The organism is Saccharopolyspora sp. SCSIO 74807, from assembly GCF_037023755.1.
GTDB classification, from domain to species: domain Bacteria; phylum Actinomycetota; class Actinomycetes; order Mycobacteriales; family Pseudonocardiaceae; genus Saccharopolyspora_C; species Saccharopolyspora_C galaxeae.
In genome coordinates this window covers 6,152,861-6,176,996 of the sequence record NZ_CP146100.1, presented here as the reverse complement: position 1 = coordinate 6,176,996, position 24,136 = coordinate 6,152,861, and the positions used below count along the sequence as shown (strand labels likewise).

Here is a 24,136-nt window from a genome sequence, read left to right as displayed (position 1 = left end):
GTTGCGCACTCCTTTCCGCCTCCGTGGCCGGTCGCGCCGGACACCGAGATCACTGCTCTAACCCCATGAACCCCCGGGGGTATTACGGTGGCCTCATCCGGCGAGGACGAGGCCGGGAAGCTCACCGCTCAGGCGAGCGCGAGGAACAGCCGCTCCAGCTCCTGCTCGGTCATCGGCGGCTCGTCGCCGTCCTCGCGAGCCTGCTGGCAGTGCTTCATGCCGCTGGCCACGATCTTGAAACCGGCGCGGTCCAGCGCACGCGAAACGGCTGCCAGCTGGGTCAGCACCTCGGCGCAGTCGTGCCCTTCCTCGATGGCTTCGATCACGCCGCTTAGCTGGCCCCGCGCCCGGCGCAGCCGCGTCAGGGCGTCCCCCACCTTCTCCGGCTTCATCTCCACAACGACCATCTCCCTTCGCCTGGATCCAACGTAACAAACCCCCGGGGGTATTCCTCCAAGATGTGCTTGTGACGTCGGCTATGTGCGCAACCGTTCGGTGTGCTTCCCGGGGGCGTCTTCCGCCGGGGCGATCAGTCCTTGCGCCGGCCTGCGGCGACGGTGGTCTCGCCGGAGGGGTCGGGGGAGTCGTCGCGTTCGGCGTGGCGGATGCGCGCGAGCTTCCACAGCACCGCGGCGAGCGCGAGCACCGCGAGCACCAGCAGCACGGCGGTGTTCGGGACTCCTGCGATGGTCTGCTGCAACCACGCCTGCACCGCGAACTGGCCGTCCACGTCGGTCAATCCGCCGAGGTTCGCGGTGCCCTCGGTGAGCACGAACAGCACACCGATGCTGATGAACACGAGGCCGGAGATGATGTTGGTGGTGTGCAGGCGCACCGGCCCGATGGTGATTTCGCGGCCGCGCAGCCAGGCCCGCTCGCCGAGCTGGAACCGTTCCCAGAGCAGCGCCAGCAGGAACAGCGGGAAGGCCATGCCGAGCGCGAACACCGCGAGCAGGATCGCGCCGTAGAGGGGGCGGCCACCGGCCGCGGAGACGGTGAGCACGCTGCCCAGCAGCGGCCCGGCGCAGAATCCGGCCAGCCCGTAGACGGCGCCGAGCGCGTACACCGAGATCCCGGAGGAGATCCGGATGCGCCCGGTCATCCGCTGCGCCGCGGCGAGTCCGAAGCCCCTGCCGGAGATCTGCAGCAGTCCCAGGGCGATCAGCACCACTCCGCTGGCCACGGTCAGCGTCGTGCGGTGCCGGGTCAGCAGCGCGCCGAAGAACCCCGCCGCCGCACCGAGCGGGACCAAGGTGGTCGCCAGCCCGAGGTAGAAGACCCCGGTCCTGGCGACCAGCTTGCCCAGCCCGTCGAAGGCGTAGGCGAAGAACGACGGCAGCAGCATCGCCGAGCACGGGCTGATCAGCGTCAGCAACCCGCCGAGGAACGCGCCGAGCAGTCCGATCTCGTTCATTCCGCGGCCGCCTTCGCCTGCTCGATGGCGCCGGCGAACTGCTCCAGCGGCTGGGCGCCGAGGATCGGATCGCCGTTGACCAGGAACGTCGGCGTGCTCGACACCCCGATCCGCGATCCTTCCGTCGCGTCGGCCTGGATCGCGGCCATCGTGGCGGGGTCGTTCATGTCGGTCTCGAACCTCGGGATGTCGGCGATTCCGACCTGCTCGGCGTAGTCGACGAGCTTGTCGTGCGGCAGCGCCGGGTGCCCTCGTTCCGGGGCGGCCCGGTAGATCGCGCCCAGGTACTCCCAGAACTTGCCCTGGGCCGCCGCGGCGCGCCCGGCCTTGGCGGCTTCGAGCGATTCCTCGCCGAAGATCGGGAAGTCGCGCCACTCGATGCGCAGGACGCCGTCCCGGACGTAGCGCTCGATCAGCTCGGGTTCGATGTCCCGCGAGAACTTCGCGCAGAACGGGCACCGGTAGTCCCCGTAGTTGAGCAGCACGACCGGTGCATCGGGCCGGCCGAGCGCCAGCGGGTCCGCGGGGCTGCGCCGCGCGAGCTTCGCCAGCGGACTCTCCTGCTGCTTCTCGGCCTGCTGCGGGGCTGCCCGGGTCGCCCCGCTAGGCGCGGCCAGCAGGTATCCCAGCAGGAACACCGCCGCGGCGGCGAGCACCACCGCAGTCAACGTCAACCACTTCTTTTGCGCACCCGTGCCGCTCACCGGTGACCACGCTCCTTCGCTCGGCTGCCGGGAGCGTAACTACTACGAACCGTAGTAGTTAAGGCGGGGCGGCAGAGGTCCGCGATCCGCGCCGAAACGCCCGGCGAGCGGCTGGTCGTTGTTGCGGTGAACCGGCGGAACCGTGGAGGCGCCTGCGCGGCGTGGACGCGGGCGCGGCCCGATCGGCGGTGGCGAGAACGCGCTCAGCCACTCGGGCGTCGCGTCTTCTTCCGGTCAGGAGCCCTGGACGCCGAAGCAGTACAGCAGCACCAGGCACGCCACGGCGCCGACAGCGACGACGGCAGGCGATGCCGAGGCGAACACGGCGGCCACGCAGCTCGCCCGATGGCGGCTGCCCGGTCTCGCGGCTTGCAGCCAGTGCAGCCGCAGCTGCACCGAATCCCGCGACATCGCCAGCGACGTCTCAGGCGCGACGTCGCCGGTCACCGTGCGCAGCGCCGCGCGAACCGATCCCGCGCCGCAGCGCCGGGCCGCGGCGGCGTCCGCGGCGAGTTCGACGAGCACGCGCACCGCAGGCGGCGCGGCCCTGAACAGCGGCACGAACGGCAGCCCCTTGGCGAGCGCGGTCGCGAGCAGGACCAGCGCGTGGTGCCGTCCGGCCAGGTGAGCCCGCTCGTGCGCGAGGACCGCATCCCGGGCTTCGGCGTCGAGATGCTGCACGCCGCTGGTCGCCACGATCGCACCGCGCCGGCCACCGAGGCTGTAAGCCACCGGCACCGCCTGATCCAGCCACAACACGGCGGAATCCGGATCTCGGCGGGAGAGCAGCCGCACCGCGGTCAGGTGGCGACGCCGCAGCGCGGCTTCCTTCCGAACGAGCCCAGCGGCCACGACCAGCAGGCGCAGCACCGCGACCGCCACGAGTGCGGCACCGCCGAGCCGGGCCACGTACTCCCAGGCCGCCGTGTGGCCGTGCACCACGTTGACGCAGCTGCGCGCCATGCCGAGCAGACCGTCGACGGAGCCGTTGTTCGGGATCAGCAGCAGCACCGCACCGGTGATCGCCGCACCGATCGCCACGAGCGGGGACGCGATCCACCCCGCCAGCGCGATGCCGGGGCGCACCCGGGGATTGAGCAGGCGGCGCAGGTACGCCTGGCCGAAGGCTGCGATCACGACCGCGCCGGCGAGCAGGCCGATGGCGATCGTCATGGCTTTCCGCGCCCGTTCTCCAGCGCTCGCCGCAGCAGTTCCGACTCGTGTTCGGAGACCGAGGCGGCGAAGTGCAGCAGGACCGACTCGGCGTCGCCGGACGAGTCGAGCACCTCGCGGAGCACGTGCGCACCCGCCTCTTCCCGCGAGCGCACGGGCCAATAGCTGTAGCCGCGCCCGATCCGGGTGCGCTGCACCCAGCCCTTGCCGTGCAGGTGATCGAGGACCGTCATGATCGTGGTGTAGGCGAACGCGCGCTCGGCGGAGAGCCGATCGAGCACATCGCGCACGCGGAGCTGTTCATCGGCCGCCCACAGGACGTCCATCACCTTGAGCTCCAGCTCACCGAGACCGAGCATCGCACCTCCAGCGCCGGCCAGTCTAAGGCGTGCCGCGGGTTCGCCGTGCACAACGGCCCGCCGGTGCTCATCGAGGACCTCCAAGCGGGGAGCGGACGGATCACGGGGTGGTTTCCTCCGGGCCGGCCGGAACTTCCTACTATGGTACATAGTAGATCGTTCCTGCGGGAAGAGGAGATGTGCGGCCCACCCGCGTCGCTGGGCTGCTGTCTCAGGAATGCGCCATCTTCTCCTGGACGAGGAACCGGGTCGCGGACTCCCGGAAGTCAGCGACGAGCGGGCTGCGGTCGTCGGCGCGGGTGGCGACGACCACCTGGCAGGGTTCGATGCCCTCGACGGGGACGGTGGCGAGGTCGTCCCGGAGGGCGCAGCGCCGGTCGTTCGCGGGTACCAGGGCGACGGCGCGCCCGTCCGCGACGACCTCGAGCTTGTCCTCGAACGTGTCGACGAGCATCGGACCGAGGGGAGCCGGGCTGCCGTCCGGGCGGGGTTCGAGCCGCCAGAAACCGGTCCAGACCGCGGCCATACCGGCGCAGGCCACGAGGGGTTCGTCGGTGAAGTCTTCCGGGCGCACCGACTCCCTCTCGGCAAGGCGATGGGATGCGGGCACGAGGAGTGACCTGGGTTCGTCGTAGAGGGTGGTCACGCGCAGGTCGTCGGTCGGGATGGGCAGCGGCGTGCGGGCGACGAGCATGTCGACTCGACCGTCGGGCAGGGCGCCCGTTTCGTTCCAGTCCAGGTGCCGGGTGCGGACGTGGGCGTCGGGACGACGGCAGCGCAGGTCCCGCACCGCGGGGGTGATGACGAGGTCCTCGACGTATCCGACGGTGACCGTGTGCGGCGGCGCTGCGGCGCGTGCGGTGTGCACCGCCCGATGGGCGGAGTGCAGGAGTTCCTGCGCTCGGGGGAGGAAGGCCGCGCCGGCGGCGGTGAGGCTGCTGCCCTGGGTGGTGCGTTCCAGCAGGCGGACTCCGAGGGCGTCCTCCAGCCGCTGGATCTGGCGGCTCAGCGAAGGTTGAGCGATGTGCAAGGCGGCTGCCGCCCGGGCGAAGTTCAGGTGCTCGGCGACGACCGTGAAGTACCGCACCAACCGCAGGTCGAGGTCCGAGCCGAGGTCGAGCGCCGGAGGTCGCGAGGCTTCGTCGGACACCCGGCCACTCTACGCGTCATTCCGATTCTGCATGACGAGGTGCGAAACAGGTCTTGGACGCCCAGCTCAGAAGGCCGTTGACTCGATGTTGTGCCGCCGGGGCCGACCCTCCGGCACGAGATCCGGAAGCCAAGAAGGAGACGTCTGATATGGGCAGGTATGCGGACAAGCACGTCGTGATCACAGGAGGCAGCAGCGGATTGGGCCTGGCCACCGCGCGGCTGCTCGTGGACGAGGGGGCGCGCGTGCTGATCACCGGGCGCAGCCAGGCCACTCTGGATGGCGCCCGTGACCAGCTCGGCGAGAACGCGATCGCGGTCCGCGGCGACGCGTCCTCGTCGCCCGACATCGATGCGCTGGCCGAGCGGGTGAAGGCCGAGTTCGGCACGGTCGACGCCCTGTTCGCCAACGCCGGGGTCAACGGTTTCGCACCGTTCGAGGCGACCAGCGAGGAGCTCTTCGACGAGGTGCTGACCATCAACGCCAAAGGCCCGTACTTCACGGTGCAGAAGCTCGCTCCGCTGCTGGCCGAGGGCAGCGGCGTGGTGCTCACCACGTCGGTGGCGAACGTGTTGGGTTTGCCGATGCTCAGCGCGTACGCGGCCAGCAAGGCGGCGGTGCGCTCGATGACCCGCAGCCTGGCCCGGGAACTGCTCCCGCAGGAGATCCGCGTCAACGCGGTCAGTCCCGGCCCGATCGACTCCGGGATCCTGGAGAAGTCGCTGCCCTTGGAGGCGGCCGAGCAAACGAAGACGCAGATGGCTGCGGACAACCCCATGCTGCGCATGGGCGCCCCCACCGAGGTCGCCAAGGCAGTCGCGTTCCTCGCGTTCGACGCCACCTACACCACCGGAGCCGAACTCGCGGTGGACGGCGGCGGCTCCCAGCTCTGACTGCCGCTGCCGAAGCCAGGCGGGAGAGCCAAGACGCGTGAACCGGCTCGACGCGCCGGGCCCGCTTCAGCGGTGGCTCAGGCACTGGGGGACTAGGTGAGCAGCCGCGTCCGGACGGAGTCGGTTTGGGCGGCATGGGCGATGGTGAGAGCCATCGCCAGGCCGGCGTCGTGCACGAACCGGTCGCCTTCGGGGCGTGCGGCGGCGATGGCGAAGGCGGCGGTGTGATTGCCGTCTTCGGGCGGGAGATCGAAGGAGAGCATGGGGTGGATCGCGGGGATGCGCAGCGAGACGTTGCCCATGTCGGTCGAGCCGAACATCGTGTCCGGGTAGTCGGGGAAGGTCCGGCCGATGGCCTTGGCGTTCTGCTCGAACAGCGGCGCCAGGTCGGGATCATGCCGGAATTCGCGGTAGATGGACGGTAATGCGCTGTACTCGACGCTGGTGCCGGTGGCGACGGCGCCGGCGTCGAAACAGCGGCGCACCCGCTCCCACACTTCGTCGACTTCGGCAATGGTGTCGCAGCGGATCATGCAGTCGGTGACCGCGCGGTCGGGGATGACGTTGACGGCCGCCCCGGCCTCCTTGACGACGTGGTGCACCCGGACGCCATCGCGCAACTGCTGGCGCAGCAGCCCGATGGCGGTCTGGGCGACGACCGTCGCGTCCCCGGCGTTCAACGCGTTCCAGGGTCGCGACGCGTGCCCGCCGCGACCCGTGTACGTCACCTGCCAGGAGCGCGAAGCGCGCAGCTGCGGCGTGACGACGTCCTTGAGCGACGGGTGCACCATCATGGCCGCGTGGGTGTCGTCGAAGACGCCGCGGTTCACCATGATCTCCTTGCCGGTCCCCTTTTCCTCGGCAGGAGTGCCGACGACCCGCACCGTCAGCCCGAGTTCGTCGGCGTAGGGGGCCAAGGCCAGGGCGGCGCCGACGGCGGACGCGGCGATGACGTTGTGGCCGCAGCCGTGGCCGATGCCGGGCAGCGCGTCCATTTCCGCGCAGAGGGCGAAGACCAGGTCACCGTGTCCGGCCGACGCCACGAACGCCGTCGGCAGGTCGGCCACGCCTTCCTCCACGGTGAACCGCCCGCCGTCTTCGAGCGCCGCGATGATCGACGCCGAGGTTTCGTGCTCTTCGAAGGCGAGTTCCGGGTTGGCGTTGATCCGGTGCGAAAGCTCCAGGACCGAGTCCAGGTTCTGCTCGAACGTGCCCTCGATGCGTTCGTTGGTACCGGTCATCGCGACAGGTCCTTTCCGCTGAGTACGTGGTTGGCGATCTGGGCGTGCGTGGCGAACCAGACGTCCTCGTGCGAGGCGATGTGCTCGAGGAGTTCGGTGAGGATCGCGATGCGGGAGCGGTGCCCGATGCAGTGGGGGTGCATCGTGAGCTGGAAGATCCCGCCCTCGGCGTAGGCGGCATCGAACTCGTCGCGCCAGAGCGACAGCACGCCCCGCGGCGGCGTGTACGGCCGTAGCGAGGTGAAGCGGTCCATCGTGAAGTACGGCATGTCGTCGCGGATCCACTCCACCGGCAGTTCGACGATGCCGGTTGGTTCTCCGTCGGCGAGGATCTCGTAGCAGTCGTCATCTGCCATCAGTGACGAGTCGTACGTCAGGCCCAGCTCGCGGATGATCCGCAGAGAGTGGGCGGAGAAATCCCACGACGGGGTTCGGATGCCGACCGGGCGTGTTCCGCCGAGGCGCTCCAGCGTGTCCGCGGCCCGGAACGTCAGGTCGCGTTCGGCCTCGGGTGGTAGCCGGGTGTTGCGTTCGTGGATCCAGCCGTGCAGCGCGACCTCGTGCCCGGCGTCCACATAGGACTTCACTTCGCCGTCGTGCAGGAGCGCGGACACCGCAGGCATGAAGAACGTCGACCGCGCCTCGAAGCGTTCGAGCAGCGTCAGGATGCGCGGCACACCGACGCGAGCACCGTACTCGCCCTGGGACAGTGTGCCCGGCAGCACATTGCCGTCACGCAGCGCGGGTGTTTCGTGGTCGGAGTCGAACGACAACGCCACAGCGACTTTCGCGCCACCGGGCCAGGAATGCGGTCGCAGCGGACGCCCGGCGCGCACACGCTCGACGTGCCCGCGCCAGGTCGGCTCGTCCCACTGCCACGGCTGCTGCTCGGTCATGCTTCCTCCACGACGTTGTGGTTCTTCGAAGTTCGCCGCACGAGCCCGTCCTCGTCGACCACAATGGACGGGTCCAGCTCCCTGGACGCTTCCGCGAACCGGGCGAGGATCGAGGCCGCCACCTCGGGCCGCGGCATGATCGGCTGGCTGTCCGTGTCGAGCTCGATGGGATCCAGGCGAAGCGTGGGCCCGTCGGCCCCGCCCAGCTGCACGCGGAACACGGCGCTCTCGTACCAGGGGCCCGTCAACAAGGCCGGTTGGTAGGGAGGGGCCGGATGAGCGTCTTCCTGCGCGGCCATCGAGTCCGGGCTCCACCCGTCGCACCAGTCGAAGACGAAGTTGCCGGTGGAGTACAGGATCAGCCCGCGTTCGTAGAACTCTGCCGGGTGCAGGCAGTGCGGGTGGTGTCCGATGACGAGGTCCGCGCCGGCGTCGATCAGGCGCCGCCCCAACGGCTGCTGATACTGCGCCAGCGGCCCCTGCGCGGTCGGCAGGTAGCAGAACGGAACGCCCCAGTGCAGCGCCACCGCGACGAAGTCGTTGCGCCGCTTGGCTTCGCCGATCAGGGCCGTTGCCGCTCGCACGTCCGGCTCGTGCGCGCTCGAATGCACGAAGGGCGGCGTTCCCGGGGTCTCGTCCAGGAAGGTGCTGTCGAACTCGAAGCTTTGGCGCACCCGGATCGCCCCGATACCGGCCCGGTCGGCCGTCGCATTGGCGCCCAGCGGGAGCGCGGAGCAGAAGCTGAAGAATGCCAAGGTCTTCTCGCCGACGGACACCACGCGGGGACGGGTCGCCTCGGAGAGCGATTCGCCGAATCCGGCGTGCAGGACTCCCGCAGCATCCAGCGCCCGCACCGTGTCCCGCATGCCCTCGGCGCCGTAGTCCATCGCGTGGTTCATGGCCAGGGACACCATGTCGAAGCCGAACGCCGCGAGTTCCGCCGCGCCTGACGTCGGCGCGCGCATCGTGACCAGTTTCTCGGCGCGCTGACCGGACTCGGTGAGCGGAACCTCCAGGTTGCCGATCGTCAGGTCACCGCCCCGGAGAAGCCCGAACGCCGAGTCGGCCGGGCCGACGGGTTCCGCGACTGTGCGCCGCGGCCACGCCGAGAGGACGACATCTCCCACCACAGTGAGGTCCATGAACCATCCGTTTCGCAGTGCGATACGACGTGCCGCACGATAGCCCGGTAACGTTGACGGAGTAAAGCGTGCCGGAATGAGGAATGGCAGTGCGCAGAGTGGTACGCTGAGCCCTCATGCGCACAGGGGAAGCGGACAAAACGGCCAGCAGCGTCCGGTCGATGGGCAGCGTCCTGAGCACGCTGCGCGTCTTCGAAGAAGTCGCCCTGCGGCAACCGATCGGCGTCTCGGAACTGTCCCGCGTGATGGAGATCCCGAAGAGCTCCGTGCAGCGGTGCCTGGTGACGCTCCAGCAGGCCGGCTGGCTGAAGGTCGTGGATCCCGAGCGCGCGCGGTGGGGCGTGACGATGAAGGCGCTGACCCTCGGCCTGCGCAGCGCCGGGGAACAGGACCTCCGCGAGGTGGCGGGGCCCGTCATCAAACGCCTCGCGGCCGAGACGGACGAGACCGTTCTCCTCGGCGTGCGCGACGGCGAGGACCTTCTCATCGTCACGCGGGAAGACACCTCGCAGGTCGTCCGTGTCTTCCTCGAGATCGGCGCACGCGCGCCGCTGCGCGCCACATCAGGTGGCGTGGCGATCATGGCGCTCCTCGAGGAGGCCGAGGTCGACGAGCTGCTCCGGCACGAGCTCAAGGAGTTCGCGCAGGCCCCCGTGCCGGTTTCCGACGAACTCCGGCAAGAGATAGCCGAGACCGCGAAGCGCGGGTATGCGCTCAACGGATCGTCGTCGTGGTACCGCCCGCACGTGGCCTCCATCGGCGCGGCCATCACGAACTCGGCCGGGCGGCCCATCGCGGCACTCACGTTGCCCGTGCCGGAGATGCGCTACGACCGCGCACGGGAGAAGGTCTTGGCGCCGCTGGTGATGGCCGCAGCGGACGAGATCAGCCTGTTGATCTCGTCCGCCTGACGCGGCCTCTATCCGGCCACCACTCCAGCCAGGAGCTCGGCCGCGCCTTCGGGCGACTCGACGTGAAAATGGTGGCTGTCCAGGTCGACGAGCACGATGCGCATGCGATCGCGGTAGCGGTCGATCGCCTCCTGCGCGACCATCTCGCGCACCGCGAACAACGTGATCGGCTGCTTCACCTCGCGCAGCGCGGCATCCATGTTCCAGTGCACCAGGCCCTCGAACGATCGCAGGCCTGCGGGTTGCCGCACTGCCACCATCCTCTCGAAGTGCGCCTCCTTCAGGGCCGGATCGGTGCCCGCCGGTGAACCCGCCTCGACCATGCCCCGCATCGCTGTGGCGAAGTCTTCGCGGAACGGGTGCAACACCGCGTCGGCCTGCTGCTCGTCCAGCGCCGCGAACAGAAAGAGGTAGTGCAGGGCGTCGAGTGCGACCACGTGCGTGACCACATCGGGAAGCAGGCGGCCGAGTTCGACGGCGACCGCTCCGCCGAGGGAATGCCCGACCACGGCGCAGGAGTCCACCGCCTCGGCCTCCAGCACCGCTGCCACGTCGCGGGCGAACTCTTCCATCGTCCAGGTGTCTCGCGTGGACCGGGACTCGCCGTGCTCGGCGAGGTCGATCGCGAGGACGCGGTAGTCGTCCGGAAGGAAGCCGGTAACCGCGTCGAAGTCGTTCCGGTTGCACGCCCAGCCGTGGATGAGGACCAAGGTCGGCCCGTGAGCCGGACCGCTGATCGTGTACCGGATCGTCGTGTCGTTCAAACGCTGGACCTCACGCGTCGCCGTTGTCCTGTGCAACGCCACCACCAGATCTCGTGTGCCGCATTGTGATACGGTATGTCATATGGCAGCATGACATTAGCCGCAGCCAGATGCCCCAGTCAACGGAAAGTGGCGCCCGACGCGCCTGGGGTGCAGGCAGCGCACGGCTACCTGATCCGCACCTTGCTGTCCGACCACCGCGTCGACCACTACGGCGGATCGTTCGAGAACCGCTCGCGGCTGCTCGTGGAAATCATCGACGGCATTCGGGCCGTCCGGTCGGCCGGCAAGGCCCTTCCGCCTCTCACCCCTGGGCGCGGAGTGGACGCTCGACGAAACGGTGGGACTGGTGCGAGGTCGGCGGGCGCGAATGGCTCGATCTTTGCGAATGCTGTCCGTCCAGCCACTGGTGCAGTGCTGCCGGGAATCGACATGGTCGAGGCATGGCAGAAAGCGGTAGGCCGGACGATCACGCCACGCATGCATCAGGCGTGGCGGGTCATCACGGTGACCGGGGGCTCGGCACCGGATCGATGGCGATGGCCTTCGCCTCGACGGTGGCGAACCGGCGGTTCGTGGCGCGGGGGAGGGGATCGGTCACCGGTTTGTTGATGGCGGCCAGTGTTGTTGGCCAGTTCGTCTTTCCGCCGATACCGGTCCTGGACATCCGGTCAGCACCAGTGAAGATCCGCGCTGGTCGCTGTGTCGCCGGTCGTGTTGTGCGTCCTGGTCGGCACGTACGACCTGGTGCGGATCGGTGCGGCAGCGCTGCGCAGTGGCGGTCTTGTTGACACACCGCAGCTCAAAGTGGCGGCCCCGCAAGTCGTCGGCCTCGGAGATCGGGCGCGGCCAGCCGCCATGAAAACTTCAAATACACCTGTGGGATGCGAGGAAAAATGAGTCCGATGTGGACGATCGTGTTGATCGCTGCGGTCGGTGCGCTGGCTGTCGGGCTGAACATCACGTTGTTGGTCGAGAAGCTAAAAGGAAGTCTCGATGAGGGCGCCGGGGAAGCAGATGAGTCAAACCACGGTGATCGCGTGGCCGACGCCAGTAGCCTGCGCCGATCCCCTTCGTTGCGCGGTGCTAAATCACGACACTGGCGAGGGTGGCCGCGGTGGCGGACGCTAGCGCGATGGCCCAGCCGTGTGGCCACAGTGGAGTGGAACCGAAGAAGGTGCTGACGCCCGGGGTCTGCACGGCGAGGGCCAAGGCTGCCATGGACGCGAGTGCCGCGGCGGCTACGAGGGGGGTTCGACCTCGTAGCGCCAAGGTTTGGCCGAGCTGTGCGCCGATCAGTGCCACCAGCGCGACTGTGGCGGCGTGCCGGGCGGTGCCGCTCGCGCGGCCAGCGAACCATGCCGCGCTCGCCGCGGCCGCGGTGATCGTCCCGCGCCGGTAGATGTCGTGGGTCAACGCGGTACCCAGTGACGATTCCGGTCCTTCGGCGAGCAGCATTTCGGCCGTGATCTCCGGTGGTGGCCGCACCGCGATGGCCATCGAGGGGAGTACGTCGGTGAGCACGTTGACCAGCAGGAGCTGCCGCGCGTTGATGCCCCCGCTGGGGCTGATCAACCCGGTGATCACGCTGTAGCCGATCTCGCCCAGGTTGCCGCCCAGCAGAATCGCCAGTGCGTCCCGGACGGAGATCCACATCGATCGGCCTTCGACGACGGCGTCGAGGATGGTCTCGATGCGGTCGTCGGTGATCACCACGTCGGCGGCTTCTCGGGCTGCCGGGGTGGCGTGCTTGCCGAGCGCGAGTCCGATGTCGGCCAGCCGGATCGCCGGCGCGTCGTTGGCGCCGTCGCCGGTCACAGCAGTGACCAGACCGTTGTCCTGATAGGCGCGCACGATCCGGGCTTTCTGCTCGGGCGTGACCCGCGCGAAAGCCGCCACGTTGCGGACGATCCCGGACAATTGCTCGTCATCGAGTTCGTCGAGATCGGGGCCGGTCAGTACTCGGTTCCCGTTGAGCACGCCCAGTTCGTCGGCGATGGCATCGGCGGTGCTGGGATGGTCGCCGGTCACCATGGCGATGTGGATTCCCGCGTGCTGCAGTTGTGCGACCGAGGCGGCTGCGGTCGGGCGCACGGTGTCGGCCAGCGCGAGCACGCCGACCAGCTGCAGGCCGCGGATCCGCTCGTCGTCGAGGTCGCTGCGGTCGGAGGCGGCGCGCTCGGCCACGGCCAGCACGCGGTAGCCCCGTTGCGCCCAGCGGTCCATTTCTTCGATGAGCGCGGTCCGGTCGTTCTCGTCGAGCTCGGTCGCGGTGTCCTCGGTGCGCCGGTGCGTGCATCGCTCGAGGACGATCTCGGGAGCGCCTTTGACGGTGACGAACTGTCCGCGGCTGCCCGCGCTGCCGAGAACGGCGTGGTAGGAGCGGGAGGGCTCGAACGGGAGCTCCTCTCGCCGGTGCCAGCCGGCTAGTCCTTCGGTGGCCTTGACGCCGATCTTCTCCGCGCCCTCGACGACCGCCTGATCGGTGGGGTGCGCCAGGTCTGCGGCGTCGGCCGTGGAGGGGCTCGCGCGCAACGCGGCGCCCACCACGCGCCGCTGCGAGTCGTCGAGTTCGTCCAGCGGTGCGCTGCTGGTGCTGTCGGAGACGCGCCGCAACGAGATGCGTCCCTCGGTGAGCGTGCCGGTCTTGTCGAAGCAGAGCACTTGGGCCCGCCCCAGCGCTTCGATGGTCGCGGAGTCGTGCACGAGCGCGCCTCGGCGCGACAGTCGTTGCGCGGCGGCCAGCTCGGCCATGGTGGCCACGAAGGGGAGGCCCTCCGGCACGGCTGCGACGGCGAGGCTGACCGCGCGTCCGACGGCGGTGCCGACCGGCTGGTTGCGCACCAGATCCACCGCCAGCAACAAACCTCCGGCGCCGATGCACAGCGGCGTCGTGCTCTTGGCCAGCGAGTTCAGCCGCGCCGCCACGCCTCCCGCACGCGGTTGCGCATCCTCGGCGCTGAGCGTCCGCTTGGCTTCGGTGTCCGGCCCGGTCGCCACGACCAGCCCCAGCGCGCGTCCGGCGGCGACCGCTGTGCCCTGGTAGATCATGCTGGTGCGGTCGGCCAGCGCGACCGCGGGTGTCGCGCGCGCGTCCTTGTCGACCAGCTGGGACTCGCCGGTGAGGCTGGATTCGTCGACTTGCAGACCATCGGCCTCGAGCACCCGGCAGTCGGCCGGTACCGAGTCGCCCGCGACGAGTTCGATGATGTCGCCGACCACGAGCTCGTCCGAGACGACCTGTTGTTGCCCGCCGTCCCGGATCGCGGTGACCGATACGGCGCTGGATTCCATCAGCCTGCTCAGCGCGCGGTCCGCCCGGACCCGTTGCACGCCGCCGAGCAGCGCGTTCATGCACAGCACCGCCCCGATCACAGCGGCGTCGGTGAGGGCTCCGATGCTCGCGGAAATGCCCGCGCCACCGGCCAGTGCCGGAGTCAGGGGGCTGTCCAGTTCGGACAGAGTTGCGCCGAGCAGGCCGACCGGTCGGCCACCGACCTGCTGCTGGTCTTCGAAGCGGCGTGAGATCTCGTCCGCGCCCAAGCCCGCTGCTGAACTTCCGAGCATTTTGAGTGCTTGGGCCGGCGACATGCTGTGCCAAGCGGTGCGCGAAGCGGCACGTGGAACCGGGCGCTGCCCGGCCTGAAAACCCCACAGCGTGCCCATGCCCAATGCCATGGCAGCAGCAACCGTGACCGGAATGCCTGCGCGCTGCTGGCTGGTTCCGGCCGGTCCGAGCATCACCAGCACGCCGCCCGCGAGCGAGGCGCCTGCGGAGATCCTGGAACAACGAAGACTGGCCTGGTGCGCCTCGTGCAACAGCCGAAGCACCACGCAGCAACCGCCCAGGCCGGGGCGGCAGAAGATGTGCGCGCCCCATGGCGCCGGTTTGTCGCGGGTGACTGCCCCGAGCCCGATGTCGGCGGCGGTCAGGCCCGCGTACCCGCGCGCCGAAACGAGGGCCACGCCGGCGCCTTGGGCCTGCAACGCGCGCACCGACCCCGCCAGCCGCGATCCGCCGGCGACAACCTGCTCGACGCCGAGCCGTGCCCCCAACCGGCGCCCGCCACCGGCGAGCACGAGCGAACCGGCCGCTCGGGCGGCAGCGAGCAGCTGATCGACCAGCGGCTCCAGCTCATCGACGATCACGACCACCGCGGCCTGCGTCGCACCGCGCCGGAGCATGCAAATCCGCGCGCCGGTATCGGCCGCTTCGCTCAAGCGATCACGCAGACCGGCCGGCCACCTGGACCGCGTGCCCCACGCTTCGATCGTCCAGTCCCGTCGCTGATCGTCGTTTTCGGCGAGCTCTCGCCGACCGCGGACGACGAGCTCGTTCGCTTGCTGCCACAGCTCAACCGCGTCCGAGTCCTCGTCCAGCGCAATCACGTCGTGCACTATTCGATGACCGGTCAGCAGTGCGTCGGCGTCGACCACCACGGTGTCGATCCGGTCGAGTCTGCGCAGCGCGCCCGGGTCGAGGGCGAAGATGTCGCGCTCAGCCAGTGCGTGGCCGAGCTGGGTGGCGAACGCTTCTCTGCCCATCCCCGCCGCGCGGGGTGTCGCGGCCACCAGGAAGCCTTCTGCCCGTGCCAGATTTCCGCTCAACCCCAACGCGCTCGCGAAACCGGCAGGTGCGGCCGCGGCCGACACGTCGCCGGTTCGTTCGACAGGGCCCGCGGGCAGCGCCACCGGCCGAGGTGGCAGCGGTTCGGCAGCGCACCGGTAGCGCTGCGGATCCTGAGCGAACTCCTCCTGCCAGCGTTCCCAACTCCGTTGCGACGACTGCGTTTCGCGCAGCGCGGACAGCCGCAGGCCCGCTTCCATGAGCAAACTCGTCGGTTCCTGCGCGAATGTGTGAGCGACGGCGCTACCAACCCCGAACAGGAGATCCGTGGCCGCCGAACCCAACCGTGACTGCACCACGTCCCAGATCTTCGGTGTCGCGCCCGCGGTGCTCAGCAGTGCGGGCACGGACTTGGGCAATGACGGCACCGGCAATGCTCGGGCTACCGCGGCGTAGCCCAGACCCGTCAGGTTTGCGCCGATCACTGCCACGTGTCCCAAGGTTCGCCCGGACTGGCCGGATGCGCAACGCTGGTTTCGGCGAAATACCCGGTCAACCCGACCAGTTCCACCGAGTCGTCCACTTCGGACACCAGCTCGGCGGCTTCGATCACGGCCTCGTCGTGGCCGACCACCAGGCAGCCCAAAGCGGCGTTGACCTCCACCCAGCGGACCCCGGCCAACGCTCGCAGGCGGTCGGCCACCTGCTCGACCAGCTCCGCCTTGTCCGGATCTGCGATGCCCTGCAATGCGACGCAGGTGCTCCCGTCCTGCGACCAACTCGTCCGGGTGGGGCTAGCCTCCGCCGCGGTGCGCAGCGTTGCCGTCGCCTGCTCGAACCACCCCTGCACAAGACCGAGCACGAGACTCACTCACCAACCCAGGTCGGCTGCATGGCGTTCGCTGGCTTCGTTTGCCACCGTTCGCAGTGCCGCGGCGGCGCTGATCGTGGTTCCGGACGTGTCCACCGTTGCTCCTTCGGCCGGCCGGAATGAAATGCCGGCATACGTCGAAAAACATCCACCGCGGTGCACAACGGGGCGACGTGCCCGTGCGGATCACGGGTCAGGCTTCTTCGAGCGCATCGCCGAAGTCTTGCAGAAGCTTGTTGTGGTGGCTGGTCGCAAGCACGTGGCCCACACCCAGCGCGAGTCCCACCGGCCACTCCATCAGTCCGACTCCGATCAGAACGGCTAAGCCGCCGATGAACGCCAATTGGTTCGGTGGCGGCAATTCGACCGCACCGACGCACGGCAGATCCACATTGAGTGAATTCTTCCCGGCCGCTGTCGTGGCCGCCGCGGAAGCATGTCCCTGCTGCTCCGCGGACCGGTCGGATCGGCGCGTGTTCGCTGCCTGTCCGGTCCGCTGCTGTGGACTGCTCATCCCAACCCCCATCAACGCCGAGCAGGCGTCCTGCCGGCACCGTCGTCGTCCTGCCCGCTGCCTGGCAGTACCCGCGAATCCCCGGAGCTAAGCGCGCCCTCCCATTCTTCTCGAACGGTGACGGCCAAGAGCTCCTAACGTATTTGGTCGGGAAGTCGGCGCCAGCAGATGAGGCTGGCGGCCAGCGTGCGGAAGTCGTAGGGCCGGGCGCGACCGAAGGGAAAGCCTGGGCAATGGTTCGTCTGCATGTTCGGCAGCGCGAGCATGCAGCCATTGCACGTGACCGCGAGTCAGGCCGCGGGTGCGGTGGTCGAAGCGCGCGGGATCAGCGCCGGTGTGGTGGTGATGGTGCGGGGTTCGGCGACGTCCGAGCTCAGCAGCAGGTCCAGCGCGCCGCGAGCGATCTGGTCGAATGGCACGCGAAGTCCCCGGCGGTGCGCGGCGGCGAGGGTGCCGATGGCGGTGTTGTCGTTGACAGCGAAGATCGCGGTGGGGCGTTCGGGGCCGTCGAGAAGTGTGGCGCCTGCACGCCCAGCCGCTCGTCCCCGCAAATGCACCTCTGATCGGGGATCGGGTTCCGCTGGTTGCCGATGTGTTGTCACCGCAACCACCGATCGCGGAGGCTCGAAGCCGTCCCGTTGTTCTAGGAGGATGGCATGACCTGGGAAAAGCCCGAATACACCGTGATCGATGTCTGCGCCGAGGCGACCGGCTACTTCCACCGGCGCTGAGCCGTGCTGCTGCGTTGTCTAGGAGTCGCCGCAGGCGGCGGTTACCCCCAGTGGAACTGCGCCTGCGGCGGCTGCCGCGCGGCCCGCGAACGGCCCGAACGGGCCACGACGCACGCAGGTCTCGCGGTCTCCGCCACGGGGAGGCGATGGTTCCTGCTCAACGCCACCCCCGACGTGCACCACCAGATCGCCGCCGACCCCAACCTGCATCCCGGACCCGGGCCGCGGGACACCCCGGTGTCCGGGGTGCTGCTCACCGACGCCGAGTTCGACCACACCATCGGCCTGCTCGTGCTGCGCGAGGGCGCGGACCTCGTCGTGCACGGCACGCCCGAGGTGCTCGGAGCGCTCGAAACGCGGTTCCCGGTGCGGGACCTGCTCAGCGATTACGCCGAGATCGACTGGCGGCCGGTGGAGCCGGGCGAGCCGATCGAGCTGGACGAGCGCCTGCGCGCCACCGCGTTCCGCACCGGTGGCAAACCGCCGCGCTACGTGGGCGCCTCGGACCGCCCGAACTGGGAGGTGGGCTACCGGCTGGAGGACACCGCGACCGGCGGCACGGCGGTGTACGCCCCGACGGTGCCCCGCTGGGACGACGCATTCGCCGCGCAGGTCGCCGACGCCGACTGCGTGTTCTGCGACGGCACCTTCCACACCGACGACGAGATGTCGCGCCAGGGCACCGGTCGGCAGCCGGGATCGTCCATGGGGCACATGCCGGTGGACGGTCCCGACGGGTCCGCGCGGAAGCTCGCCGAGCTGCCCGGCCGCAAGATCTACGTCCACGTCAACAACACCAACCCGATCCTCGACGAGGCATCCGCGCAACGCCGCAGGTTGCAGCGGCAGGGCATCGAGGTCGGGCACGCCGGTTTGGAGGTCGAGCTATGACGCCGTTGTCCGCTGCGGACTTCGAGGACGAGCTGCGGGAGGTCGGCGAGCGGCGCTACCACCACCTGCACCCGTTCAACGAGCGGATGCACGCCGGCGACCTGACCGAGCAGGAGTTCCGCGGCTGGGTGCGCAACCGCTTCTACTACCAGCTCAACCTGCCGATCAAGGATGCCTACGTCCTCACCAAGCTGCCGGGCTCGCAGCATCGCAGGCGGTGGATCAAGCGGATCACCGACCACGACGGCACATCGGGCAACGAGGGCGGCATCGAGCGCTGGGTGCGGCTCGGCGAGGCGGTCGGGCTCACCCGCGAGGAGCTGCACGACACCCGCACGGTGCTGCCCGGGGTGCGCTTCGCGGTGGACGCCTACGTGGAGTTCTGCCGCGACCGGCCGTGGCTGGAGGCGGTCGCCTCGGCGCTGACCGAGCTGTTCGCCCCGGACCTGCTCAGCCGCCGCATCACCGACGTGCGCGAGCACTACCCGTGGATCGCCCCCGCGGGCCTGGAGTACTTCCGCACCCGGTTGACCCAGCAGCCCGCCGACATCGCGCATCTGCTGGAACTGGTGCGCGACAACGCGACCACGCGCGCGCAGCAGGAGGCGTGCGTGCAGGCGCTGGAGTTCAAGTGCGACGTGCTGTGGACACTGCTGGACACGGTGCAGCTGACGTTCGGCAAGGACTCGTGATGGACCCCGGCGGCAAACCGCACCTGGTGCCGAAGGCCAGGCTGCGCTTCGACAAGGTCCGCGGCGGGGACATGCTGCTGCTGCCCGAGCGGGTGGTGCAGCTCAACACCTCCAGCGCCGCGATCCTGCGGCTGTGCGACGGCACCCGCACCGCCGCCGAGATCACCGCGAAGCTGGAAGCCGACTTCGAGACCGACGGGCTATCCGACGACGTGCTGGGCTTCCTGCGCGAAGCGCGCGAAAAGGGCTGGGTGAAAACATGATCGACGCGCCCTACGGCTTGCTGGCCGAGCTTACCCACAAGTGCCCGCTGCACTGCCTGTACTGCTCGAACCCGGTGGCGCTGCGGCCGCGCGAGGAAGAACTGGGCACCGAGGACTGGCTGCGGGTGCTCCGGGAAGCCGCCGAGCTCGGCGTGCTGCAGGTGCACTTCTCCGGCGGCGAGCCGCTGCTGCGCAACGACCTGGAGGAGCTGATCGCCGAGGCGGACCGCTGCGAGCTCTACACCAACCTGATCACCAGCGGACTCGGGCTCACCGAGCGCCGGGCGAAGGGCCTGGTCGCCGCCGGCCTCGACAGCGCGCAACTGAGCATCCAGGGCGACAACCCGGAGTCCACCGCGCTGATCGCGGACAGCAAGCGGTTCGACAAGAAGGCGGAGGCGGCGGGCATCATCCGCGACAGCGGGCTGCCGCTGAACATGAACGTCGTGCTGCACCGGCTCAACCTCGACCGCCTGGATTCGATCATCGACGTCTGCGACTCATGGGGTGCCGAGCGCCTCGAACTGGCCAACACCCAGTACTACGGCTGGGGGCTGCGCAACCGCGAGGTGCTGATGCCCAGCCGGGAGCAGCTGACCAACGGCGAGCAGGTCTACCGGCGCCGCAAGGAGGAGCTGGCCGACCGCATGGAGCTGCTGTGGATCCTGCCGGACTACTACGAGCGGTACCCGAAGCCGTGCATGGGCGGGTGGGCGCATTCCAGCTTCACCGTCGCCCCGGACGGGATGGCGTATCCGTGCCCGGTGGCCGCCGACATCGACAGCCTCGAATTCCCCTCGGTGCGAGCCGCCGCGCTGGAATGGATCTGGACGGAATCGGCCGCGTTCCAAGCGTTCCGGGGCACCGACTGGATGCCCGATCCGTGCCGCAGCTGCGCGCGCAAGGAAATCGACTTCGGGGGCTGCCGCTGCCAGGCGTTCGCGCTCACCGGGGACGCCGCGCGCACCGATCCGGTGTGCGTGCACTCGCCGGACCACCACCTGATCTCCGAGGCCGTGGAGCGCGCCAACGGCAACGCTCCGGCATCGGAACCGGTCTTCCGGAGGTAGTGCGTGCTGGTGTGAACTGCGCTTCCCGGCAGCGTTCAGGCGTGCAACCGCTGCCCCGGAAGCCGGGCCGAATTCTTCAGCTCCCGGAAGTGGTTCTGCACGGCGCGCGCGAGGACGTCTCGTCGAAACACGCGGACATCTCGTTGGAAAGGCCGGACTTCGTCGCGGACCGCGGCTAGAACCGGGAAGGTGCCCGGTGCAGCCGTTCGGCAGCTGGGTCCGGCCCTTCGTGGGGAATCGGCTTCCACTCGTTCGCAACTCGTTGTCCTCGGCACGAGCCAGTGGCATTCTCGATGTGCCGCGCCCGCTCGGAACTCTTCGGAATCCGCACCGGCGACTCCGCCCGGAAAACCGTCGTCCACTCGAAAATCCGGCATGGCGCCGGATTCGATCCGGACGGCGCGAAGCATGCGCCGAACACCGCGAAGGAGCGGATTGTGACCACATCGGAAGCTGCCACGGCAGCGCAAGCCAGCCACTCGAACGAGGAATCCGAGCCGGTTTCCGGGCCGTTGTCCGGTGACCCCGCGCTCATCGGCGTTCCCACGTTCATCGTCGGTTCGATCGCCCTCGGCATGACCCTCGTCGGATTCGTGCCCGCCGAGGCGGTCGGCGCCCCGGTGGCGATCATCCTGGCCGCCACCGGAATCGGCCAGACCGTGGCCGCGATTTGGGCGGCCGCGCTCGGCCAGAGCGCGGTCGCGTCCATTTTCGGCATCTTCAGCGGGTTCTGGTCGAGCTACGGCCTTCTCGTGCTCGGCTCGACCCACGAATGGTTCGGAGTCCCAGCTGGAGCCGCGACCGCCACCCAGGCGCTGTTCTTGACCTCGTGGGCGATCACGGTGGGGCTCCTGGCGCTGGCGTCGCTGCGCCTGCCGGCCGCGTATCCCTTGCTGTTCGGGCTGATCACCACGGCGCTCGTCGTCGTGCTGATCGCGACGGTGCAGGGGTCCGCGGGATTGCAGGCCGTCGGCGGGTACGTGGTCTTCACCTTCGCCGCGCTGGGCTGCTACCTGTTCCTCCACGGGATGTCGGTGGCGACCGGCGGGCGCGGGCTGCCGCTGGGCGGTCCGGTCCTGAACGGCTGAGCCAGGGAAGCGCGAGAAACCCGAGAAGCGCGGAGGCGGTCTCGCACCGCCTCCGCGCTCCTGCGCGTCGGTCGAACTTCCGCCGCGGATTCCTCAGTGGTCGCGGGCCGGTCGGCCGCCCGGCAGCGCAGGTGGCTCGCCGGAACGCTCGTAGTCCGCCAGCTGGTCGATCCTGCGCCGGTGGCGGCCGCCCTCGAACGCGGTGCCCAAGAACGCGTCCACGATGCGCTCGGCCTCCTCGACCGTGTGCATCCGGGCACCGATGCCCGCCAGCAGCGCGTCGTTGTGCTTGCGGGACAACTCGGCGATCTGCACGCTCCAGGTCAGCGCGGCCCGGGCCCCGGGAACCTTGTTCGCGGCGAGCTGCTCGCCGTTGCCGGAACCGCCGATGACGATGCCGAGGCTGCCCTGGTGGGCGACCACCCGCCGCGCCGCCTCGACGCAGAACGGCGGGTAGTCGTCCTCGGCGTCGAAGGCGGTCGGTCCGACGTCGGTGACCTCGTGGCCGAGTGCGGCCAATCGCTCGGCGATGTGGTTCTTGAGTTCGAACCCGGCGTGATCGGAGCCTAGGTAGACGTGCACGGAATCGATCCTCCGCTGTGTTGGACGACTGTGGTGGCCCCGCTCGTGCGGGGCCCGGGCGTCAGCTCGACCGAGTGGTGCGCAGCGCGCGCCGAGCAGCCTCGGCGACCGCCTCGGCGGTGAAGCCGAACTCGGTGAACAGCGTCTGGTGATCGGCCGAGGCGCCGAAGCGCTCCAGCGAGACGATCTCTCCCGCCGCACCGGCGAAGCGGTGCCAGCACTGCGCGATCCCGGCCTCGACGACGACCCGCGCGCGCACCGCCGGGGGCAGCACCGCGCGGCGGTAGGACTCGTCCTGCGCGTCGAACCACTCCACGCACGGCATGGACACCACGCGGGTCGCCTCGCCCTCGGATTCGAGGACTTTCTTGGCAGCCACGGCCAGCTGCACCTCCGACCCGGTCGCGATCAGCACCACCGCGGGCTCGCCGGACGAAGCTTCGGCGAGCACGTAGCCGCCGCGGGACACCCCTTCCGGGTCCGTGCCCTCGAGGGTCGGCACTCCCTGGCGGGTCAGCGCCAGCCCGGTCGGGCCGTCGGAACGCTCCAGCGCGGCCTTCCACGCCGCGGCGGTCTCGTTGGCGTCGGCAGGCCGCGCGATCGCCAGGCCCGGGATCGCACGCAGGCTGGACAGGTGCTCGACCGGCTGGTGCGTCGGGCCGTCCTCGCCGAGGCCGATCGAGTCGTGCGTCCAGACGTAGATCACCGGCTGGTGCATCAGCGCCGCCAGCCGCACCGCGGGCCGCATGTAGTCGCTGAAGATCAGGAACGTGCCGCCGTAGGGGCGGGTGCCGCCGTGCAGCGCGATGCCGTTGAGGATCGAGCCCATCGCGTGCTCGCGGATGCCGAAGTGCAGCGTCCGGCCGTAGGGGTTGGCGCTCCAGGTGCCGGTGGAGATGCTCTCCGGGCCGAACGATTCCGCGCCTTTCATCGTGGTGTTGTTGCTCTCCGCGAGGTCGGCGGAGCCGCCCCACAACTCCGGCAGCACGTCGGCGAGGTGCGCCAGGACCTCGGCCGATGCTTTGCGGGTCGCGACGCCCTTCTCGGCGGGCTCCCAGCTCGGCAGCTCCTCGGCCCATCCGGGCGGCAGCTCGCGCGCCTGCATCCGGTCCAGCAGCGCCTTGCGCCGCGGGTTGGCCTCGGCCCACGCGTCGAAGGCGACCTGCCACTTCGCGCGGGCGGCACGGCCGCGCTCGCCGACGGCTCGGGTGTGGTCCAGGACCCCGTCGTCGACCTGGAAAGACCGCTCGGGTTCGAAGCCCAGCAGCTTCTTGACCTCGGCCAGCTCCTCGGTTCCCAGCGCGGCGCCGTGCGCCTTGCCGGAGTTCATCTTGTTCGGTGCCGGGTAGCCGATGACGGTGCGCAGCACGATCATCGACGGCCGTTCGGTCTCCGCCCGGGCGGTCTGGAGCGCCTCGAGCAGGTCGGTGATGCGCTCGCCGCCGTCGACGGTGATCACGTGCCAGCCGTAGGCTTCGTAGCGCTTGGCGGTGTCCTCGGACAGGGCGATCTTGGTGTCGTCCTCGATGGAGATCTCGTTGGCGTCGTAGATCACCGTGAGGTTGCCGAGCTGCTGGGTGCCGGCGAGCGAGGAGGCCTCGGAGGTCACGCCTTCCTCGATGTCGCCGTCGGAGGCGATCACGTAGATCTGGTGGTCGAACGGGCTTTCGCCGGGGGCGGCCTCGGGGTCCAGCAGGCCCCGCTCGCGGCGGGCGGCCATCGCCATGCCCACGGCGTTGGCCAGGCCCTGGCCCAGCGGGCCGGTCGTGGTCTCGACGCCGCTGGTGTGCCCGTACTCGGGGTGCCCTGGGGTTCGCGAACCCCAGGTGCGCAGCGCCTTGATGTCGTCGATCGCCAAGCCGTACCCGGCCAGGAACAGCTGCACGTACAGGGTCAGGCTCGAGTGGCCCGCCGAGAGCACGAACCGGTCCCGGCCGAGCCAGCTCGGGTCGTTCGGGTCGTGCCGCATGACGTGCTGGAACAGCGCGTAAGCGGTCGGCGCCAGGCTCATCGCGGTGCCCGGGTGGCCGCTTCCGCACTGCTGCACCGCGTCGGCGGCCAGCACGCGGGCGGTGTCGATCGCCCGCACGTCCAGGTCGGTCCAGTCGGCGGGGACGGCGGCTGTCGTCAAGCGGGTGATGTCGTCGCGCACGCGACGGTTGGCTTCGATCGCGGTCATGGACGCGCACTCCTGACGCTCGTGGTTGCTCGCGGTGCTTC

At 69.7% G+C, this 24,136-nt stretch carries 24 protein-coding genes and 2 pseudogenes; 9 read left to right on the top strand and 17 right to left on the bottom strand.

Annotation, left to right across the window (positions count from 1 at the left end):
* Window positions 1–128: 128 nt before the first annotated feature.
* The 6 genes from V1457_RS28265 to V1457_RS28240 form a co-directional block, all read right to left on the bottom strand.
* Window positions 129–407, bottom strand: coding sequence for a metal-sensitive transcriptional regulator (locus V1457_RS28265; RefSeq protein WP_407074731.1), 279 nt, complete (start codon window positions 405–407; stop codon window positions 129–131).
* Between the two features lie 122 nt (window positions 408–529).
* Window positions 530–1,414, bottom strand: coding sequence for a cytochrome c biogenesis CcdA family protein (locus V1457_RS28260; RefSeq protein ID WP_338598085.1), 885 nt, complete (start codon window positions 1,412–1,414; stop codon window positions 530–532).
* Window positions 1,411–2,118, bottom strand: coding sequence for a thioredoxin domain-containing protein (locus tag V1457_RS28255; protein ID WP_338598084.1), 708 nt, complete (start codon window positions 2,116–2,118; stop codon window positions 1,411–1,413). Before V1457_RS28255 ends, V1457_RS28260 begins: the two co-directional genes overlap by 4 nt.
* 234 nt (window positions 2,119–2,352) lie before the next feature.
* The gene (locus V1457_RS28250) at window positions 2,353–3,291 is read right to left on the bottom strand and encodes a M56 family metallopeptidase (protein WP_338598082.1); all 939 of its coding nucleotides are present in this window, start codon (window positions 3,289–3,291) and stop codon (window positions 2,353–2,355) included.
* Window positions 3,288–3,650, bottom strand: coding sequence for a BlaI/MecI/CopY family transcriptional regulator (locus tag V1457_RS28245; RefSeq protein WP_295139549.1), 363 nt, complete (start codon window positions 3,648–3,650; stop codon window positions 3,288–3,290). The genes V1457_RS28250 and V1457_RS28245 overlap by 4 nt, the downstream gene beginning before the upstream one ends.
* A gap of 211 nt (window positions 3,651–3,861) precedes the next feature.
* Window positions 3,862–4,800 (bottom strand): LysR family transcriptional regulator, encoded by a 939-nt coding sequence (locus V1457_RS28240; RefSeq protein WP_338598080.1) that lies wholly within the window; start codon window positions 4,798–4,800, stop codon window positions 3,862–3,864.
* Window positions 4,801–4,949: 149 nt separating this feature from the next.
* On the opposite strand from V1457_RS28240, the gene V1457_RS28235 reads away from it, so the two are divergent.
* Window positions 4,950–5,693: an SDR family oxidoreductase gene (locus V1457_RS28235; RefSeq protein WP_338598078.1), complete on the top strand. Its 744-nt coding sequence runs from the start codon at window positions 4,950–4,952 to the stop codon at window positions 5,691–5,693.
* A 92-nt stretch (window positions 5,694–5,785) separates the two neighbouring features.
* Here the strand turns inward: V1457_RS28235 and V1457_RS28230 are convergent, their stop codons facing one another.
* The 3 genes from V1457_RS28230 to V1457_RS28220 are packed head-to-tail and all read right to left on the bottom strand — an operon-like array spanning window position 5,786 to window position 8,972.
* The gene (locus tag V1457_RS28230) at window positions 5,786–6,934 is read right to left on the bottom strand and encodes a M20 family metallopeptidase (RefSeq protein WP_338598076.1); all 1,149 of its coding nucleotides are present in this window, start codon (window positions 6,932–6,934) and stop codon (window positions 5,786–5,788) included.
* Window positions 6,931–7,830 carry a polysaccharide deacetylase gene (locus V1457_RS28225; protein ID WP_338598074.1) on the bottom strand — a complete coding sequence of 300 codons (900 nt, stop codon included), beginning with the start codon at window positions 7,828–7,830 and terminating at the stop codon, window positions 6,931–6,933. The genes V1457_RS28230 and V1457_RS28225 overlap by 4 nt, the downstream gene beginning before the upstream one ends.
* Window positions 7,827–8,972, bottom strand: a complete 1,146-nt coding sequence (locus tag V1457_RS28220; RefSeq protein WP_338598073.1) for a CapA family protein — start codon at window positions 8,970–8,972, stop codon at window positions 7,827–7,829. Before V1457_RS28220 ends, V1457_RS28225 begins: the two co-directional genes overlap by 4 nt.
* A 161-nt stretch (window positions 8,973–9,133) precedes the next feature.
* On the opposite strand from V1457_RS28220, the gene V1457_RS28215 reads away from it, so the two are divergent.
* Window positions 9,134–9,883, top strand: a complete 750-nt coding sequence (locus V1457_RS28215) for an IclR family transcriptional regulator (protein WP_338598071.1) — start codon at window positions 9,134–9,136, stop codon at window positions 9,881–9,883.
* A gap of 8 nt (window positions 9,884–9,891) precedes the next feature.
* Here the strand turns inward: V1457_RS28215 and V1457_RS28210 are convergent, their stop codons facing one another.
* Window positions 9,892–10,647, bottom strand: coding sequence for an alpha/beta hydrolase (locus V1457_RS28210; RefSeq protein ID WP_338598069.1), 756 nt, complete (start codon window positions 10,645–10,647; stop codon window positions 9,892–9,894).
* Window positions 10,648–10,722: 75 nt separating this feature from the next.
* Between V1457_RS28210 and V1457_RS28205 the strand changes: the two are divergent.
* Window positions 10,723–10,908 (top strand): annotated as a pseudogene (locus tag V1457_RS28205) (hypothetical protein); the annotation flags it as partial.
* An 825-nt stretch (window positions 10,909–11,733) separates the two neighbouring features.
* Here the strand turns inward: V1457_RS28205 and V1457_RS28200 are convergent.
* The 5 genes and pseudogenes from V1457_RS28200 to V1457_RS30710 form a co-directional block, all read right to left on the bottom strand.
* On the bottom strand, window positions 11,734–15,705 hold the full coding sequence (locus tag V1457_RS28200) for an HAD-IC family P-type ATPase (protein WP_338598067.1): 3,972 nt from the start codon (window positions 15,703–15,705) through the stop codon (window positions 11,734–11,736).
* On the bottom strand, window positions 15,696–16,085 hold the full coding sequence (locus V1457_RS28195; RefSeq protein WP_338598066.1) for a hypothetical protein: 390 nt from the start codon (window positions 16,083–16,085) through the stop codon (window positions 15,696–15,698). Before V1457_RS28195 ends, V1457_RS28200 begins: the two co-directional genes overlap by 10 nt.
* Before the next feature lie 193 nt (window positions 16,086–16,278).
* The gene (locus V1457_RS28190) at window positions 16,279–16,476 is read right to left on the bottom strand and encodes a hypothetical protein (RefSeq protein WP_338598065.1); all 198 of its coding nucleotides are present in this window, start codon (window positions 16,474–16,476) and stop codon (window positions 16,279–16,281) included.
* A 413-nt stretch (window positions 16,477–16,889) separates the two neighbouring features.
* Window positions 16,890–17,018, bottom strand: a complete 129-nt coding sequence (locus V1457_RS30715) for a hypothetical protein (RefSeq protein WP_407074801.1) — start codon at window positions 17,016–17,018, stop codon at window positions 16,890–16,892.
* Window positions 17,019–17,156 (bottom strand): annotated as a pseudogene (locus V1457_RS30710) (hypothetical protein); the annotation flags it as partial.
* A 99-nt stretch (window positions 17,157–17,255) separates the two neighbouring features.
* On the opposite strand from V1457_RS30710, the gene pqqA reads away from it, so the two are divergent.
* From pqqA to V1457_RS28160, 6 genes are all read left to right on the top strand, one after another.
* Window positions 17,256–17,330 carry a pyrroloquinoline quinone precursor peptide PqqA gene (pqqA, locus tag V1457_RS30705; protein ID WP_367269045.1) on the top strand — a complete coding sequence of 25 codons (75 nt, stop codon included), beginning with the start codon at window positions 17,256–17,258 and terminating at the stop codon, window positions 17,328–17,330.
* 3 nt (window positions 17,331–17,333) lie between these two features.
* Window positions 17,334–18,221 (top strand): pyrroloquinoline quinone biosynthesis protein PqqB, encoded by an 888-nt coding sequence (gene pqqB, locus V1457_RS28180; RefSeq protein ID WP_295146550.1) that lies wholly within the window; start codon window positions 17,334–17,336, stop codon window positions 18,219–18,221.
* Window positions 18,218–18,913, top strand: coding sequence for a pyrroloquinoline-quinone synthase PqqC (gene pqqC / locus V1457_RS28175; RefSeq protein WP_200071834.1), 696 nt, complete (start codon window positions 18,218–18,220; stop codon window positions 18,911–18,913). The genes pqqB and pqqC overlap by 4 nt, the downstream gene beginning before the upstream one ends.
* Window positions 18,913–19,176, top strand: a complete 264-nt coding sequence (gene pqqD, locus V1457_RS28170) for a pyrroloquinoline quinone biosynthesis peptide chaperone PqqD (protein ID WP_200071833.1) — start codon at window positions 18,913–18,915, stop codon at window positions 19,174–19,176. Before pqqC ends, pqqD begins: the two co-directional genes overlap by 1 nt.
* Window positions 19,173–20,246, top strand: a complete 1,074-nt coding sequence (gene pqqE / locus V1457_RS28165) for a pyrroloquinoline quinone biosynthesis protein PqqE (RefSeq protein WP_338598062.1) — start codon at window positions 19,173–19,175, stop codon at window positions 20,244–20,246. The genes pqqD and pqqE overlap by 4 nt, the downstream gene beginning before the upstream one ends.
* Before the next feature lie 437 nt (window positions 20,247–20,683).
* Window positions 20,684–21,334 (top strand): GPR1/FUN34/YaaH family transporter, encoded by a 651-nt coding sequence (locus V1457_RS28160; protein WP_295146540.1) that lies wholly within the window; start codon window positions 20,684–20,686, stop codon window positions 21,332–21,334.
* Window positions 21,335–21,427: 93 nt separating this feature from the next.
* Here V1457_RS28160 and V1457_RS28155 read toward each other — a convergent pair whose 3' ends face one another.
* The gene (locus tag V1457_RS28155; RefSeq protein WP_200071831.1) at window positions 21,428–21,916 is read right to left on the bottom strand and encodes a ribose-5-phosphate isomerase; all 489 of its coding nucleotides are present in this window, start codon (window positions 21,914–21,916) and stop codon (window positions 21,428–21,430) included.
* Window positions 21,917–21,977: 61 nt separating this feature from the next.
* Complete coding sequence (tkt, locus tag V1457_RS28150; protein WP_338598061.1) at window positions 21,978–24,095, bottom strand: transketolase; 2,118 nt, start codon at window positions 24,093–24,095, stop codon at window positions 21,978–21,980.
* Window positions 24,096–24,136 lie beyond the last annotated feature (41 nt).